At 36.1% G+C, this 16,727-nt stretch carries 14 protein-coding genes, 1 tRNA gene and 1 pseudogene; 3 read left to right on the top strand and 13 right to left on the bottom strand.

The window, feature by feature from the left end:
* Positions 1-50: 50 nt before the first annotated feature.
* Positions 51-635: a TetR/AcrR family transcriptional regulator gene (locus tag AAV97_RS03945; protein WP_046759882.1), complete on the bottom strand. Its 585-nt coding sequence runs from the start codon at positions 633-635 to the stop codon at positions 51-53.
* Positions 636-769: 134 nt separating this feature from the next.
* Between AAV97_RS03945 and AAV97_RS03940 the strand changes: the two genes are divergently transcribed.
* A complete protein-coding gene (locus AAV97_RS03940; RefSeq protein WP_046759881.1) occupies positions 770-1,969 on the top strand; it encodes an MFS transporter in 1,200 nt (399 codons plus the stop codon).
* Between the two features lie 278 nt (positions 1,970-2,247).
* On the opposite strand, the gene AAV97_RS03935 is transcribed toward AAV97_RS03940, so the two are convergent.
* The 7 genes and pseudogenes from AAV97_RS03935 to AAV97_RS03900 all read right to left on the bottom strand — a co-directional run bounded on the left by AAV97_RS03935 (position 2,248) and on the right by AAV97_RS03900 (position 10,740).
* A complete protein-coding gene (locus AAV97_RS03935) occupies positions 2,248-2,838 on the bottom strand; it encodes a hypothetical protein (RefSeq protein ID WP_046759880.1) in 591 nt (196 codons plus the stop codon).
* A gap of 648 nt (positions 2,839-3,486) precedes the next feature.
* The gene (locus AAV97_RS03925) at positions 3,487-3,687 is read right to left on the bottom strand and encodes a hypothetical protein (protein WP_009586544.1); all 201 of its coding nucleotides are present in this window, start codon (positions 3,685-3,687) and stop codon (positions 3,487-3,489) included.
* A 239-nt stretch (positions 3,688-3,926) separates the two neighbouring features.
* Positions 3,927-4,395: pseudogene (locus tag AAV97_RS21100) on the bottom strand (RHS repeat domain-containing protein); the annotation flags it as partial.
* 33 nt (positions 4,396-4,428) lie between these two features.
* The gene (locus AAV97_RS03915; RefSeq protein WP_009586541.1) at positions 4,429-4,896 is read right to left on the bottom strand and encodes a hypothetical protein; all 468 of its coding nucleotides are present in this window, start codon (positions 4,894-4,896) and stop codon (positions 4,429-4,431) included.
* Positions 4,897-5,042: 146 nt separating this feature from the next.
* Complete coding sequence (locus tag AAV97_RS03910) at positions 5,043-5,609, bottom strand: sel1 repeat family protein (RefSeq protein ID WP_046759878.1); 567 nt, start codon at positions 5,607-5,609, stop codon at positions 5,043-5,045.
* Positions 5,606-10,324, bottom strand: a complete 4,719-nt coding sequence (locus AAV97_RS03905) for an RHS repeat-associated core domain-containing protein (protein WP_228136507.1) — start codon at positions 10,322-10,324, stop codon at positions 5,606-5,608. Before AAV97_RS03905 ends, AAV97_RS03910 begins: the two co-directional genes overlap by 4 nt.
* Before the next feature lie 339 nt (positions 10,325-10,663).
* Positions 10,664-10,740 (bottom strand) — tRNA-Ile (locus AAV97_RS03900).
* 574 nt (positions 10,741-11,314) lie between these two features.
* Between AAV97_RS03900 and AAV97_RS03895 the strand changes: the two genes are divergently transcribed.
* On the top strand, positions 11,315-12,124 hold the full coding sequence (locus AAV97_RS03895) for a siderophore-interacting protein (RefSeq protein WP_005029438.1): 810 nt from the start codon (positions 11,315-11,317) through the stop codon (positions 12,122-12,124).
* Between the two features lie 439 nt (positions 12,125-12,563).
* On the opposite strand, the gene AAV97_RS03890 is transcribed toward AAV97_RS03895, so the two are convergent.
* The 5 genes from AAV97_RS03890 to AAV97_RS03870 all read right to left on the bottom strand — a co-directional run bounded on the left by AAV97_RS03890 (position 12,564) and on the right by AAV97_RS03870 (position 16,467).
* On the bottom strand, positions 12,564-13,001 hold the full coding sequence (locus AAV97_RS03890; RefSeq protein ID WP_046759877.1) for a hypothetical protein: 438 nt from the start codon (positions 12,999-13,001) through the stop codon (positions 12,564-12,566).
* A gap of 18 nt (positions 13,002-13,019) precedes the next feature.
* The gene (locus tag AAV97_RS03885) at positions 13,020-13,610 is read right to left on the bottom strand and encodes a Type 1 glutamine amidotransferase-like domain-containing protein (RefSeq protein WP_046759876.1); all 591 of its coding nucleotides are present in this window, start codon (positions 13,608-13,610) and stop codon (positions 13,020-13,022) included.
* A gap of 154 nt (positions 13,611-13,764) precedes the next feature.
* A complete protein-coding gene (locus AAV97_RS03880; protein ID WP_046759875.1) occupies positions 13,765-14,544 on the bottom strand; it encodes a TIGR03915 family putative DNA repair protein in 780 nt (259 codons plus the stop codon).
* Positions 14,545-15,804 carry a putative DNA modification/repair radical SAM protein gene (locus AAV97_RS03875; protein ID WP_046759874.1) on the bottom strand — a complete coding sequence of 420 codons (1,260 nt, stop codon included), beginning with the start codon at positions 15,802-15,804 and terminating at the stop codon, positions 14,545-14,547.
* 240 nt (positions 15,805-16,044) lie between these two features.
* On the bottom strand, positions 16,045-16,467 hold the full coding sequence (locus AAV97_RS03870) for a PACE efflux transporter (protein WP_046759873.1): 423 nt from the start codon (positions 16,465-16,467) through the stop codon (positions 16,045-16,047).
* A gap of 92 nt (positions 16,468-16,559) precedes the next feature.
* Between AAV97_RS03870 and AAV97_RS03865 the strand changes: the two genes are divergently transcribed.
* The coding region (locus AAV97_RS03865) for a helix-turn-helix domain-containing protein (RefSeq protein ID WP_046759872.1) at positions 16,560-16,727 on the top strand (168 nt) is incomplete at its 3' end.

Here is a 16,727-nt window from a genome sequence, read left to right as displayed (position 1 = left end):
GTTTTATAAAAAACTAAGATATTGCACAATATTTAAAACACACCATAATTTTACTTGACCAACAATCCCCGTAATAATAAATCTAAAGCTGCTCGTGCATGTATTGATCTTTGTACATTATCTCCCCCTTCAGCAATCCAAAATGCAGCTTCTGTTAGACTGCCATAAATTAAAGAAGCAATTGCTTGTGGGTCAACGGGTTCAATCACATTCTCTTGGAGAAGTTTTTCAATGAGTTCTTGCATCGAATCAATACAGTCTTTTTGTGACTCCAATGAGCTTCCTCCTAAAACAGCGCGGGCATCACGAAGGACAATACGTTGGAATTCTGGTTCTAAAGCCATATCTAAATAACGATGACAACGTTGACTAAAACCAAGCCAAGCATTTTCAGCATGATCAGAAATAAACTGTAGCTGATGATCCATCTCACTATCAATTTGCTTCACAACCGCTGCTAATAGTCCTTTCTTATCTCCGAAATGATGATAGAGCGCTCCACGGGTAAAGCCTGCTTGAGCAGTCAGGTCATCCATTGAGGTCTCTGCATAACCCTTTTCACTAAATACTATACGTGCCATTGCAATCAAAGCTGCACGGGTTTCTTCCATTTCAGCACGGGTGCGACGAACCATAAAAAAACTCCTTACATACATTTCGTATGAATATTTACATACGCCTCGTATGATTGTATGCTTTATTCATACGCAGCGTATGTATTTTACAAAATCCTTGTATCTTTACAAGAAATCATTTTTAGGAAGACCGAATGATTGATGCATATCGAGAATTATTTTTAAAACCCCATACGACCACATTCACGATGGCTGGTTTAATTGCACGTATCGCTTTGCCGATGAGTAGTATTGGAATCATCCTTATGATTTCGCAGTTGTATGATAGTTATGCCCTTGCAGGTTTAGTGTCGGCTACATTTGTCCTCACTTATGCGCTTATTTCACCACAAGTATCAAGGCTCGTTGATCGCTATGGACAAAGAGATATACTTCCAATCGTAACGATCATCTGCACAGTAGGCTTTGTTATCCTAATTTATAGCGCTTGGAAGCAAACTGGCAATTGGTGCTTATTTATTGGAGCATTTTTGGCAGGTTTTATGCCAAGCATATCGGCAATGGTGAGAGCCCGTTGGACAGAACTTTATCGTGATCACCCCAGATTACAGTCGGCTTATTCCTTAGAAACAGTACTTGATGAAGTGTCATTTATTATTGGACCTCCCTTATCTGTAGGCTTATCTATCATTTTATTCCCTCAAGCCAGCTTAATCGTTGCAATCTTATTACTGATTATTGGCGTTATTATATTGGTTCTTCAACGTGCAACTGAACCCCAATTGGACGATTTAAATACCCATCTGCCGAATTCTGGCTCGATTATCCAACTTGCAAATATACGTTTACTGACTTTACTTATGCTGAGCATGGGCGTTATTGTCGGTACAGTGGACATCGTGAGTGTCGCCTTTGCTGAAGCAGTTTCTCAACCCGCTGCTGCGAGTCTAGTGCTCTCTGCTTATGCTCTAGGATCATGTATATCGGGTCTGTGGTTTGGTGCACTTAAGCTGTCAATGCCCTTACATCGACTTTTATTATGTGGCGGTGTAGCTACAGCCATCGCAACCATTCCCTTAGCTTGGATTAACAGTATCGCTATTCTGGCTTGTGTTGTATTTGTGGCTGGAATATTTTTTGCACCGACGATGATCGTGGCAATGTCACTGGTTGAACGTCTTGTCCCGAAACACCGCTTAACTGAAGCAATGACATGGTTATTGGCTGGTTTAAATATTGGTGTAGCATTAGGCGCAGCAAGTGCGGGGCAAATGCTCGATCGCTATGGTTTAGAATATGGATTCTTGATCGCCTTGGGTGCGGGTGCAATCGTATTCATCCTTGCACTATTTGGAAATTATCGTTTAAGACATCATGAACAATCGTCAGCTTAAAATCATTCAAAATAGCTTGTTCACAACTCATTAAAATAGGTCATCAGACGTGAATCATATTGATATCAAAAATTCATTGTTCCTTAGGGCGATAGTTAAGATAAAGCTTTTTGCATTGAATGATGTTTTTTAAAGCGCTTTTCGACAGCTAATATTCCATTTTACAAAAACTGGTGAACTTCAAAATCATTTAAATTGAAGTTCATTTCTCAGTATTACTATTTAAGAAATCTATAGATTCAAATATTTAAAATAAACCACGCTCAAGTTTTTCTTGGTCATTTTTTTGCTTTTAAACAATCCGTCGCCTGATCCAACTTAAACAGCTCATAGATCAGTTCATTTTTTTCTGGCATTGTAAAATCAATTTTAACTTTTTCTGGAGAATCAAACTGATGGTAACTTATTGTAAATTTTTTAGAATGAATTAACTCTCCCATCAGTCCACAGGATTCCTGCGGATCAGTCGCAACAAATAAAATTTGTATTGCTTTTAATCCCTCATCCGCAAAGTCTGTTGTTTGCAGTTTCTGATTGATACCACTATCCATGCTGATATATATCGGCTTATTGGAATCAATAAATTGAGTAGTTTTATTTACTCCTGAATCATCAGTCAATGCGACGGAAAGAGTTAAAAAAACTGCTTTTTCAGGATAACCCAGTGCTTTCGCAAAATTACCTTCTTTTTGGTATAGCCGAATTGCCTCATGACCAGAGTCACTGTAAAGCCTCAAACTATCAATCGCTTTAAAGTTATCCGAGATAATTTGCTTCTGCCAATCATTTGCATAGCAAAAAGTTACTGCCATTGAAAGTTGGAGTAAATAAATTAATTTAACAAGTGTGGTTATTTTTGTTGGCATCATTTATTGCAAGTACTCTTTTCTAGATTTGGAAATAATCAGCTAAACTCAAGGTCTACTTATTGATTTAAAACAATGAATAAAATGATGTGCTTATGGAAATTTAAATTTTAGTTCAAACCAATGATGTTTATAAATACATCAAACTTAAAAAACCGTAAAATTTTTAAAGTATGCTTGCGTTCTCACTATCTAAAATTCAATAATTTATTCTCAGGTTCAGTTATTCTGGAAAGATCATGATCATAGTGCAAACCTGTTTTTATCCTTGAACTTCAGAACGAGCAATGCTCGAACATCCATTTAAAAAAATGCTAAAAATAAACGAATACTCATAAAAATCCTTAATTAAAAATACAGAAGATTAACATAAAATATGTAATTATCAACATTAAAAACCTAGCATAATAATCGTAATCACTACTATTTAAGTTAATCTTTCTAACAAACAAATAACTTCCATTAAATATTATATAAACACTAAAAATATATATAAAAATACTCCCAAATATATTTACCTTACTAATACCTCCATAATATATTGCTTTCAACAAAATTAACAATACAACTACTATAAACGAAATTATTATAGTAGATGTACGTCTTTCATTCATAATTATTTTCATTAAATTATTCAATTATGCATCCACATTACTTTTTTTCCTCCATGACCTTATCAATTTCACTACCTGAATATTTATCAATACTATAACCAATAGCTTCAACCGTTGCCCGTTTAACAGAGTCAGGAGCTGCATCAGCTCCTGCACCAAATACAGCACCTACACTTAATGATATTGCAGTACTTATAATTTTATGTTTTGTAGATTTATCTGGATCAGTCCAATTCAAGAACTCATCAACCCTTGTACCGATTGTTCCTAAAATGCCTCCAACTGGTGCGCCGACTCCTGTTGCCGTACAAGCTATAGCACTAACATCTAATGCAGTACCAATTTAGCATTTTTAAGTGATTCTTCTTTTAACGATCTATCAATACGTTCTTTCTTTGCTTTGGCTTCCTCTATAATTCTTAAATTAGCCTTTAATGCTCTTTCTTCAGATGCAATCATAAGACCTTCAGCTTTAGTATAGTCTTCAGCTTTCTTATTCTTTTGGTTTTGCAACCCCATCGGATCAATCCACTGATTTGGATCACTTACATAAACCGAGTTATTTAACCCACCAAACAACCCAATCGGGTCTTTACTCACATACCTTGCACTATACGGCTCGTAATAACGATAACGGTTATAGTGTAAACCTGTTTCTTGATCCTTGCGCATCAGACCGAGCAATGCTCGATCTTTGCTCATGCCCCTGAAAACGAATATTACTATAGCCGAATGGATTGTCGTGTTCGGTTGTCTTAATTTCTAAAGTCGTACCCCATGTGTCCTTTTAAATTTCCCAAATACACTCACCTAACTCGTTGCTTAATGTTTGCGGTGTTCCTACTTGGTCGCAGTGATAAAACGCCACACGTTCTAATTCAACTTTGTTTTTTCTTTTAGTTCTCCATATTGAGCCTTTATAGATAAAATTGCATTTCTGGATATATGACAATCAGACTAACTATAAATATGCTACTAATTACTCTTTATTTTTTAAAAATTTAATTTCTTCATATATTGCATTCTTTTCAGATAAATATAAAAATTTATCATAGATTGGTTCTACAGCATCTGGATATTGATCTGTTATTAAAAAAAATGTATAAAAAGGTGAAAATACTTTAATTAAAACATTTTTATTAATAATTATTTTTTTCCAAAATAAAATTTTATTCACCTTGACTTCACTTACTTTAAACTCATTATTTTCATAAAGCAGATAAAGTACATTATTTTTATAAAATAATATTGCTTTTTTTCTATTTTTACTCCAATCATAAAATTCGTAATAAAAACCTCTAAGTCCGTGTACTTCCATCTCACCTAAAGCAATTTTAGTTCTTGACAAAATAGATCCCGTCTCCAAATCATATTCTATAATTTCAGAATATTTGTCATAAGCCTTTCTTGACTCTTTTATAAGCAATAAAACGTTGTTATTAATCACACATGACTCCTTTAGCAACAGCTAAACCTGTGCCCCCACCTACAATTCCTACAGTATAATCAATATTTTTTCCGCCAGATCTTTTTTAATTTATTCAGGTGTTTTCTGAAGCATAGTCACTAATAAGAATAAAATTAAAAAATAATTTAATTATTATTTTTCATCTCCTTTCTGTACGGATATAAATCTTCATAATCAAATCTCTTCCAATACTCTTTCCAATTAGGATCTATATTCAGTTTATTTAATTTAACAAATTCTTCGCTTTTAATTTTCTCAATGGCATCACGATTTCCTAGTTCAGCTGATTTTTGTAAAAACTCTGAAGCCATTCCGTAATCTTTTATTTTCAAAAAAACCATAGCCTGACTATATTCAATGCCCCCTCCATCTCTCCCCATATTTTCACTTTTTTGATACCATATTTTTGCCTTTATTAGATCTCTTTCAACTCCATATTCCTCATAGTATGCGTCCCCAATCAATTTCATAGCTTTAGGATCATTTTTTAAAACAAGAGGATATAAGTTTTTGTATGCCTCCAAGTAATCTCCTGATTTAATTAAAGAAACAAAATCAGTGTAAGGTTTTTCTTCTATCTTTCTATGCTTATACTGATAATCCTTAATTAAAAAAAACACTATTATTGATATAATAAATAACATAAAGATCAAAAATATCGCCCTATACCTTACATTCATTTCATCACTCACTTTTCAATTATCATTTTAGGGCTTGTACCTTCAAATAATCGTTTCAATTTAAAGAATTTAGATGTACCTGAGTCATTCATTTTATTCACTGTAATACACCCATGAGAGATACTCCCCTCATGTAAATAAAACTCTCCTCTATTTCTTAACCTTCGGTTTATTATCCCTTCATCTAACCACCAAGACCCACCATATTTATCGACTCTTTTCATATCATAAGTACCTGGTAACGGAGGACCAATATCTTTAGTGTCTAAACATTTCTGTGATGAATTATCTTTACATTCGAATCTACCCGAAAAAATACCATCATCTTTTGTAAACTCTATTGACTGATGCTCTCTCTCGATACCAGTAGTTCCTAATGAAGTTATAATTTTTTTGCATTTTAAATTTTGTGCACTAATTTTATATGTACATTCCGCACTTGAAAATATTTCCATAAGTCCAAGTGGATCCACCCACTGATTCGGATCACTTACATAAACCGAGTTATTTAACCCACCAAATAATCCAATTGGATCTTTACTCACATACCTTGCACTATACGGCTCGTAATAACGATAACGGTTATAGTGTAAACCTGTTTCTTTATCGTAATATTGCCCTTGGAATCTTAGGTTACTTTGTTCAAGTGGATTGGATTCATTTGAAGTTTTAATTTCTTGTGTTGTTCCCCATGTGTCCTGTTTAATTTCCCAAATACACTCGCCTAACTCGTTGCTTAAAGTTTGCGGAGTACCGACTTGATCACAGTGATAAAACGCAACACGTTCCAATTCAGCTTTGTTCTTTTGGGTGTCTGTTTTCCACACTGGATCTTTATAAATCGAATAAGGGACATCTTGAAATTGACGATAATCAGGTGTTTCTATCAGTTGAATAAAACGGGTATAGCCTGTTTGTAATAACGGTACAAAGCTATCTGGTTCATAAACATAGTGTTTGGTGTAGTTTTCTTCTTCTTTGCTTGATCGTTGCGACTCCCAGATCATCAAGTCACCATCCCAACCAAATAAAGTAAGTTCTGAGCTATGTTCTGTTTTGGCGTCATTGAGGCTGTGTTTGTATAATCGACGTCCAAATACATCATAACCATAGCTTGTAATTTGACCATTGTGATCGCTTTGTATCAGGCGATTAAGGTTATCCCAAGTCAGTTTTAAGGTCTGACCTGATTGACTGGTTTCAATCACATTACCTTGCGCATCATATTTGTAATGCTTACCTTGATATTGGCTGATCAGGTTATTTTTAACTTGCGATGTTTGTGTCGCAATCGGGTCGATCAAGTTCCCCGCAGGATCAAAACTAAAGCTTTCAGAACTATACGGGTTTTGCGCTTTAATTAAGCGTCCAATTGGGTCGTATTGATAGCTTAATTTGCCTAATCGGCTGTCATCCACCTGAGTCAGTAGGTAGTTGTTATCATAGTGGTAATGTCGTTCTGCTTGATGTTTTGCTTGTTGTAATTGGGGTTGTTGTAACTGATCGAGTGTTTCTTGTTCATGTCGAATGATTTGTGAACTGAGTAAGCCCATATCATTATAGTTTTTGTTTTGCACCAAGCCATTGGCAAGCAAGCGTGTGGTTTCTCGGTGTAAATCATCTCGCTGAAATGCCACCATGTCTTGTTGGTTAAAAGCAATGCCATAAATATGCTCTGAGCCATAGCTGAGATTGGCTTGGACTTGTCCATCAGGTCGGATGGTTTGGGTCAAATTGCCCAATTCATCGTATTCGTAACGTAGTACTGCGCTCAGTGCAGGCAGATTCGGGACTTTGTAGTGTTGGTGTTCTCGTACCAATTGCCCAAGTGGGTTGCGATAAAAGTCAATTTGGCTTTCTGTATTGCTGGCTTTGCTCAATTGGCTATTTAAGTTGTATTCAAATTCTTCAACTTGACGATGTCGAGTTTGCAGATGGGTATAGGTCTTCGATGCAATCGCTCCACCCTGATGGTAGCTAAATTCAGTCAGAATATTCGGTTGACGGATTTGCGATAGAAATCCATTCTCATCATAACTAAAGTGTTTTTCTTCTCCATCAAAGGCTTGTTCACGGATCAATTGCCCATAACGGTTGTAGTCAAATAAGTATTCAGCATGGTTTTGGTTGATCAGTTTTTGAATCCGACCTTGTTTGTCCCATTGGTAGCCGATTTGGTGTCTATTGGCATCAATGCGTTGTTCTAGTAGCCCAACGGGATTGTATTGGTATTGGGTGATTAAGCCTTTGCTATCGGTATGTTTGAGTAAGCGCCCTTCTTCATCGTGTTCAAATTGTTCTTTTAATCCAGCAGGATAAATGATGGTTTGCAGCTGTCCTTTGTCTTTGCCTTGAGTGCTATATAGATATTGGACTTGTTGTGCATCCGCAGCAGCTTGTGCTGTCAGTGTTCCGTCTTCATCATATTCCCAAGCACTGCTTTTTCCTGAACAGTCGGTATAGGAGATCATTTGCCCAAGGTCGTTATATTGGATTTTCTTTGAGCCACCTTTGGCATCAATCACTTCAACCAATTGGTTGTCATTGTTATATTTATATTGGGTGGTCTGCCCTAATGGGTTAATGTCTTTGCTGACATTGCCATCAGCATCATATTCTTTCTTCCAGATATTGCCTTCAGGATCTTTGGTTTCTGTCAGGTTGCCTGCTTCATCATAGGCAAACAGGATGATGCCACCATTCGGCTGTACTATTTTTACCAATTGATCTCGGTCATTGTACACTTGTTCGGTTTCAAGCCCTGTAAAGTCAATTTGTCGGGTAATGCGTTTTTGACGATCACGGGAAATCCACTTTTCTCGACCATCGGCTAAACGGGTACGGTAGGTAAAACCATCTAAGTCGAAATAGTAATGGGTTGGTACATCATAGGCATCATAGACCGCAACTTGGCGTAGGCGTGGATGCCATTCTAAGCGGGTTTTAAAGCTGCCATCATCTGCCCACTCTGCAATCGCTTTGGCTTTGGGCGAGGTCGACTCATAACGGATGTTTTGTCCACGCCCTGTACGATCGGTATAGCGAGTCAATTGATGGGCTTGGTTATATTCATAACTGCGCGTATGCCCATTTTGATCCGTGGCTTTGATCAGGTTGCCTTGTGTATCGTATTCATAGCGTGCTAAGGGTTCTGCTTGTTCATCAACAAATGCAGCAATGATTTTGGCTTGTTCGTTAAAAGCAAATTTAAGTAAATGTTTGGCGCGTTTCAATTGGAAATCAATGCCCTGCAAGTAGGCAAATTGTTCGTATAATAAATAGGTCAGTACAACTTTTTCATCGGTCTGTTCATTGAATTGTTGGACCAGATGGTAATGTTTTCCAGCATTAAAACTATGAAAATGGAAGTTCCAGTCTGAACCAAAGTTGAGTAATAAATCTCCCTGTTCATAGGGTGCGACACTAAAACCTTCAAAGGGAACTTGATAGTGTTCATAGACAATCGAGGCTGGTAGTTGGTGTTTACGCCCATTGCTGTCGATAAATAAGTAGCCGTATGCGTTGTGTATGATCACATTGGAGAATGGCATCATCCATCGTGCACCGATCATACTGTAGTCAAACTCATTCATCTGTGAGTTATATTGTCGGCTAAAGGCAAAACCCAGTTTAGGTAAATAGAAGTCTGTGTGATTGACCCGTTCAGCACCAATCGCATAGCTGATACTGTGTTCTGTTTTGGAGCTTTGATCTTCAATCAATGTTGCGCAAATCGGATCATTTAACGCATCAGGCTGTAAGGTCACAAACTCTAAAATATCACCATTGATGTGTTGTTCATGTTCGCCTGTTTGGTTGAGGGGGACGCTGGCTGTGGATTTTTTTCCCTGTGTTTGAATGGCGTTTAGGGTTTCTTGAATCAGCCAAGCTAGGCTATATCGTGTACCCGCATTGCTTTGTTGTTGGATCGCTGTAGCAAGTAATGGGGCTGCTTTTTGAACTTCCGTTTGCAAAGTTAAATGAGGCGCTGAAATCTTTGCAGTCATGTCTGCTTGTGCGGGTGCGCCCAACAAATCAATCAATGGCTGTGCCCAATTACTAAATTGTAGATTGGGGTCTCGCTTTTCAGCTGTTGTGCCTGTAGTCACTGTGGGCAATCCACCTGCCACACTGGTGGTAAAGGCTTGCAAGATTGAAGACCCCAGTGTTGTTGCACTGGACAGTAAGCCTGGGAGTTTGGCTTGTGTTTCTTGTAGGAATTTTTCTAAATCACCTGCCATCTGTGCATTTAAGTGCAACTGCATACGACGTAAGTCGGCTTCTTTAATTTTGCCATTGGCTGGGTATAAACACTCTGCCATTAACCCCAACATTGGACGTAATGCCATACGCACATGGGCTTCGGTGTTCGGTTGTAAAAATAAACCGATTAAGTTCATGCTCAACAATGCTGCTTGTTGTACACCGGCATCAGCTTGTTTGGGTTCTGCGGCAAATAGAATCAGATCTAACACACTACCAGACAATGCAAAAATATTGGCAACTGTCGGGACATTGGCACTGGCTTTGATTTGTTCGAGACTGGTATTTCCGCATGCTTGTAGGTATTTCTGAATTTGGTGCGCAATAAATTTATGGTCTTCTGTATGCGTCACACTGGCTAAGTTAAATACTGCCAATTCGACTGCTGGCTTTGTATTGTTTGTGCGATATGTTTCTGTTTTATTGGACCCTGCGGTCTGGTTTTTACTGTCTATAAATGCCATGGGCTTAACCTTAATATAATAAATTGTAATTTTGTGAGTGTTCTACATCTTTGATACTTAAAATTTTATGATCAACAAGTAAATAAAACAGACTATCTCAGCTGAGTTGCATGAATAAAAATTAAAAAACTTTCTAATTCATTATAGTGATGCAGCAGATAAGAATAAAAAATTAATATTCACTCGCGTTCAATTAAAAATTCTTAAAGAAGAATAAATTTTGTTAGTTCATAAGATATGCTTATGCTAAGACATCATATCACCATATTTTTATTATTTACATGATTTTAAACATTAAAAAACCACTTAGGATAAATACACCTAAGCGGTTGTTTTATATGGTGGGCCCGCCCAGACTTGAACTGGGGACCAACGGATTATGAGTCCGCTGCTCTAACCAACTGAGCTACAGGCCCTATAAATACTGACGATAGAGTATTTTCGAGAAAGAATACTAGCGAAAATAAAATTGAATTACAAGAACTTTAACAACAACTTAGATTTAATGCATGTTTTTTGAACATTAGAGAGCGAATTCAACGAATTATGACAAAGCAACTGTACTTTGCAATATCGATTACACCAATATGACTAGTGAGGATTTTTACGTTTATCTAAATAAACTTCCAACCCGCTCCATAAACAAATCAACATAAGGACAAAGATCATCACAATAAATAAGGTCATAAACACGCTGCAATCCTTTTGCGCACTGTTAAAATTTTAAGCTCGTTGCTTAACCAAGACTAAAGTCTAAAACATTCAATATCGATAGTGAATATGAGGTTGGTTATTTTTAAAACAAAATAAATCTTATACTATTGTTTTTAATAATTAATTTTGGATTTATTCATTTAATCACGAAGATAAGACACAAATTTATTCAGCCAACTAGCTTTTTAAGCTTTGGAATTATTACTGTAATAGTGGCACTTCTATTCAAAAACATATACGATAATGATAATTGTTATTACTTGAGCAATATGAATCATGGCTTTGAATGCACATCGTACTTTTATTCAAGTGAAGGAAAAAATATATTTAGGTCCCAACTATATTCGTATCATTTTTGACTGTGTAGATACGGATAAATTCAAACATACAAGTATTGGCGATAACAATAAAGTCTTTATTCCAAGACCTGACCAAAGTGAAATAGAGCTTCCAGATTTTGATTTTGATCAACGTAAATGGATCGTCAACAATCCTACCCTTATGCCAGAAATTCGCACATATACCCATCGTGATATTGATCTAATCAATAAAACTTTAACCATTGAGTTCGCAATGCATGGTACAGATACGGTTGCTTGTCATTGGGCTGATCGTGCGCAACGAGGTGATCAAATTGGTGTCACCATGTCTACTGCGACACGAGACTTGATTCCCACTGGGCTTCAACATTATCTGATTATTACGGATAGTACAGGTTTAGCCGTTACACAAGCAATTTTAAAAACATTACCTGCAAGTAGCAAAGCTTATGTGATTGCAGAAGTACCAACTATCGCAGATCGAATCGAATTAAAAACGCAAGCTGATTTAGAACAAATATGGTTATATAACCCTACGCCCTTGAAGCAAAGCTTATTGGCAGATGAGTTAGCGAAACATCCTGAGCTGATCAATCTACCGCCGAGTCGTTATGCACACATCACTGCTGAATTACAAGCTGTACGTGCTTGTCGGAATATTCTCAGAAAACAAAGTGACTGGGGGAAAGAAGATTGTTATGCATGCTCATATTGGCAAATTGGTAAAGCAGACAGTGAGCGATTTTCTAAAGTTGTTGATGATTGAAATAATGTTGTGAGTCCAATATCTCAATTGATTTATTACAGTGCAACTGATTGAAGTTCAAACAAAAGTCTCTATGCTCGTTCTCTGTGTAGAGACTTTAATCATTCAGTGTAAATTAAAATATCGGTGAATAGGCATCTGGCATAAATCAAAAAATGAGACTGGTTTGTGATTGTGAATCATTTCAACATTTCAAGTAATTTCCTCATTCAAAAAAGTACAAATTAATCATTATTTCATATTTAATGATAGAGCCAATTTATTAAAAACTCATACCGTAAAATATGACTTACCTTGATCAATAAAAGCGATGTAATGAAAATCTTGTTGAATAACAAAAATCTTTCGTTGAGCGAGCAGGCTTATAAAAAACTCCGACCTAATAAAATAAAAAGTATCACAATCAATCTTCCAATTACGCTTTTAATATGTTCAAATCTTAATCACAATATTTCATGGCTTTATTCTTTGATAAATTTAATTGTGTATGATGCAGTAACACACAAGAATAATTACGAAACTCGTATTCCTTAATCATTTTGTCCTGTATGAGCTCAATCCGAATCTGGGTTTCTAAATAATCTTTGAAAAAATCTACCTGATTCAAACAAAACATATATTTTTGCTGATGATTCTCTAAGTTGTGCAAACTTGATTGATAAACTTTGCTTGTCAACACATCGTTTACATTTCCGTTTGCATATAAAAACACAATATCAAGCCTTGAGAAATCGTCAGAATTGAAGATGGCTTGGGGCTTCAGCGCACATATATTTTGATTCACGCGTTCATATTTAAAATCTTGGATATATTTCTTTTTACATCCCTGTACAATCAAACAAGAACTTAAAATTATAATCAAACCACAATATTTCATCGATGACCTAAAAAACAATCAGTTGATATAAATAAATTGCTGATTGGTGAGTGGAACTAAAACCTGTTTAGCATAAAACTCATTGAATATCTGTGTGGTAATATCTGAAAATGGTTCATCTTTAAAATGCGGTAAAATTGAAAAATTGATCAATCCCAATCCTTGAATATCCTGTAAATAAGGTGCTTTTGAAGCATCATCCATTGTTCTGATATATTCTAAATCTTGTCCCAATACGATAGAGCCAGCGGAACTGCCTATATAAGGTTTTCCCTGATTGATCAACTTTGAAATGACTTTGTCAGCCTGAGATCGTTTTAATTCTTGTAAGAGATAGAAGGTATTCCCTCCTGAAACAAAGATAAAGTCATTCCGATTTAGCGTCGCTTCAATTGACTGGATGTCTTGCTCATCTATATATAAAACGTCAACCTGAATGCCTAGTTTTTCAAAGGCTTTTTTATCATCTTCGACATAAAATGTAATTGATTCAGGCTTACTTGCAGTCGGAATAAATGTAACAGACTTACCGATTAGAGGCTGATCAATATGCTGTGCAAAATCCAAATAAACATCCGCAAAAGAAGCTGCTAGAAAAAGGTTTTTCATGATGAACGCTCTATTTTCAGGTTGTATTAAAAAATATTGTTAATTTTTAAAATAATTCAAAATCTTAAATGAAGACAATAAATCTAGATATTCAAATCAGTCCAACTTTATCATAGCACAGCACTGCGACGGATTTTATGTAAAAATACAATGCTCAAATCAGTTTCTCATTCATATAGCGCCAATAACGTTTGGGAACATATTGAATATGAAGTTTGATATTTTTACGTGCCGAAATATTGACACTATTAAAATAGTCTTTCCAAAGTTGGTCATAAAGGATTTCATCGTCATCCAGTTCAATACTAAAATCCTGACTGGTCCCCTTAGCAATATTTTGATCAATCTCAAATACATTCATACTGACTTGATGAATATTTTTTAAGTCATAATAAATGCCAAAATTCCGCAACTCATCATAAATGAGCCAACGTTGATCTTGATATCTTGTTTTGAAGTGCCTTTCAATCAATGGAAGAACATTGAAATCAGGACGTACCAAACTTAAAAATAATTCATCTTTACACTTTTTGAAACGGACAAAAGCCTCCATACGGTGCTTCTCACGCCCCACTTGTTTCGCCCATTTAGAAACTGCAAGTACATCTACATGACCATAATCAGCATCGACACGTCGATGTGATGAAAACACGTAGATACTCAAATTAAATAAATGTTGAAATGCACTTTCCTGCTCAGATAAAAAAGTATAATAAAAATTACGCAATGTATTAGATGAAACCTTTTGCTTAAATGCCTTCCACACGCGATCAGCATGAATTTCATTAGACTCAACAAAAATCGTTTCATCCAATAAACTGGATTGAAGACTATTTTGGCTGGCTATCAAGACATCCAGCTCTTTAAACTGAAATGCACGAAACACACAGCATAATAAGCCAGTCATCGTTCCATCAAAAATATACTTTGCCATTTAAAATAAAAGGTCCAACTGTGGTGAAAGTTGTTGCGTATATTTTGATTGACCAGTTTGTAATATTTGGTGACGAATCTGACTCGGTGATTGATCCTTTACAAAGGCAGGCGTATCAGCACAACGGATAAAATGGACAGCACGATTATATGCAATACCCATTTTCTTAATTTGATCGATATGAATCTTCCCAAAACGTCGAGCCTGAATAATTTTTTTGGCTGAACGTACACCGATACCAGGTACGCGCAATATCATACGATACTCAGCACGATTGATGTCTACAGGAAATTGCTCAGGATGTCGTAATGCCCAACTCAGTTTGGGGTCGATATCCAAATCTAAATTCGGATGTTTTTCATTGACAATTTCTGTTGCCTCAAAACCATAGAAGCGCATTAACCAATCGGACTGATACAGACGATTCTCACGTAATAGTGGCGGTGCAGAACCAACAACAGGCAATGCTTTTTCTTGATCATTGATTGGAATATATCCTGAAAAATAGACCCGTTTAAGCTTAAATTCTTTGTAGTGATGATCTGCCATGAGAATGATATCTTGGTCTGTTTCATTGTGTGCTCCCACAACCATCTGTGTGGTTTGCCCTGCCGGCACAAACTTCGGCACAGACTTTATAATTTTTCTCTCATCTTTAAACTGAATTAATCGATCTCGTACAATGCCTAAGTCTTTTTGCACTTCTCCATGAGTTTTTTCTGGTGCAAACTTTTTTAGCCCTTCTTCGGTCGGCATTTCCAAGTTAATACTCATACGATCAACATAAAGCCCAGCTTCATGAATGATTTCTTGTGACGCACCTGGAATGGTTTTAAGGTGAATATAGCCATTAAAATTTTCTTCCAGGCGTAGTTTTTTCACCACCTGCAACATACGCTCCATGGTGTAATCAGCAGATTTAAAAATTCCTGAACTTAAAAATAGCCCTTCAATATAATTTCTTCGGTAAAAATTAATGGTTAAATCCACGACTTCTTGCACAGTAAATGCCGCTCTTTTGACATCATTTGAGCGCCTAGAAACACAATAAGAGCAGTCAAAAATACATACATTGGAAAATAAGATTTTAAGTAAGGAAACACATCGCCCGTCTTCGGTATAGCTATGACAAATACCAGAACCTGTATTTCCAAGCCCTTTATCCTTGTTTTTACGTTGACTTCCACTGGACGAGCATGACACATCATACTTTGCAGCATCTGCCAAAATTTGCAATTTTTCTCTGATACGTTCTGTCATGACTTAAACTCAATTTTACCAATGAATTTTAGTCATTATATAAACTCTGAAGGCTGTAAAATATTGATCTAATCATCATCACGACATGAGCTGACGTATAAATTATAATCCATTATTTTTACAGTAAATTATCAACACAAACTTCTAAATAAAAACTAGAAATATACAATGAATTTAAAACATTTAAACATTGCCCATTCATGTTGATGGGCAAATCTCAATAGTAAAGTCAATGTTCTTCTAAGCTTGCGCTGAAAGTGGCAGTCCAAAGATTCGATCAAATGACCAGTTAAAAATAAATGTATAAATAGGGATAATGACAATCAAGGCCGCATCCAACAGGAATGCATCAAGAAAACTGATTTTCATCCACCATGCAATCAAGGGGATTAAAAATACAATTAAGATCAGTTGGAAGCCAATAGCATGAACAATACGACGTTTTACCGTACGTTGACGTGAAAGTTGACGTTTTTCCCAAGCCTCAAAAATAAGGTTATAAATAAAATTCCAACTCACAGCAATGGTCGTAATAAAAATCGCCAATGGACCCGTATGACTCAATTGAGTCCCTGAAAGTAATGCAAGACCTAAAGATGAAATTGTCAATCCGATGATTTCATAACTACTCACATAAATCACTCGACGTTTAAACCCTTGCATAAATCAATCTCAATTTTTGAAGAAAGGCTATTTTAATTTCAGTTATAATAATAGATAAAGATAATAGCTTTCAGTTGAGCTGATACCAAACTATGAATTTCACCAGTGAAAATATTGAATTGTTTGTCAAAGTCATTGATACAGGTTCTTTTTCAGCTGCCGCTCGTGCCCTAAATAGGGTTCCATCAGCAGTAAGCATGGGAATCGCCAATATTGAGGCTGAATTAGGCTTACAACTCTTTGAAAGAACACCAAGAAAA

The organism is Acinetobacter sp. Ag2 (genome assembly GCF_001005515.1).
GTDB lineage: Bacteria > Pseudomonadota > Gammaproteobacteria > Pseudomonadales > Moraxellaceae > Acinetobacter > Acinetobacter bereziniae.
The sequence above is the reverse complement of the archived record's forward strand: the minus strand, read 5'-3'. Positions and strand labels throughout refer to the sequence as shown.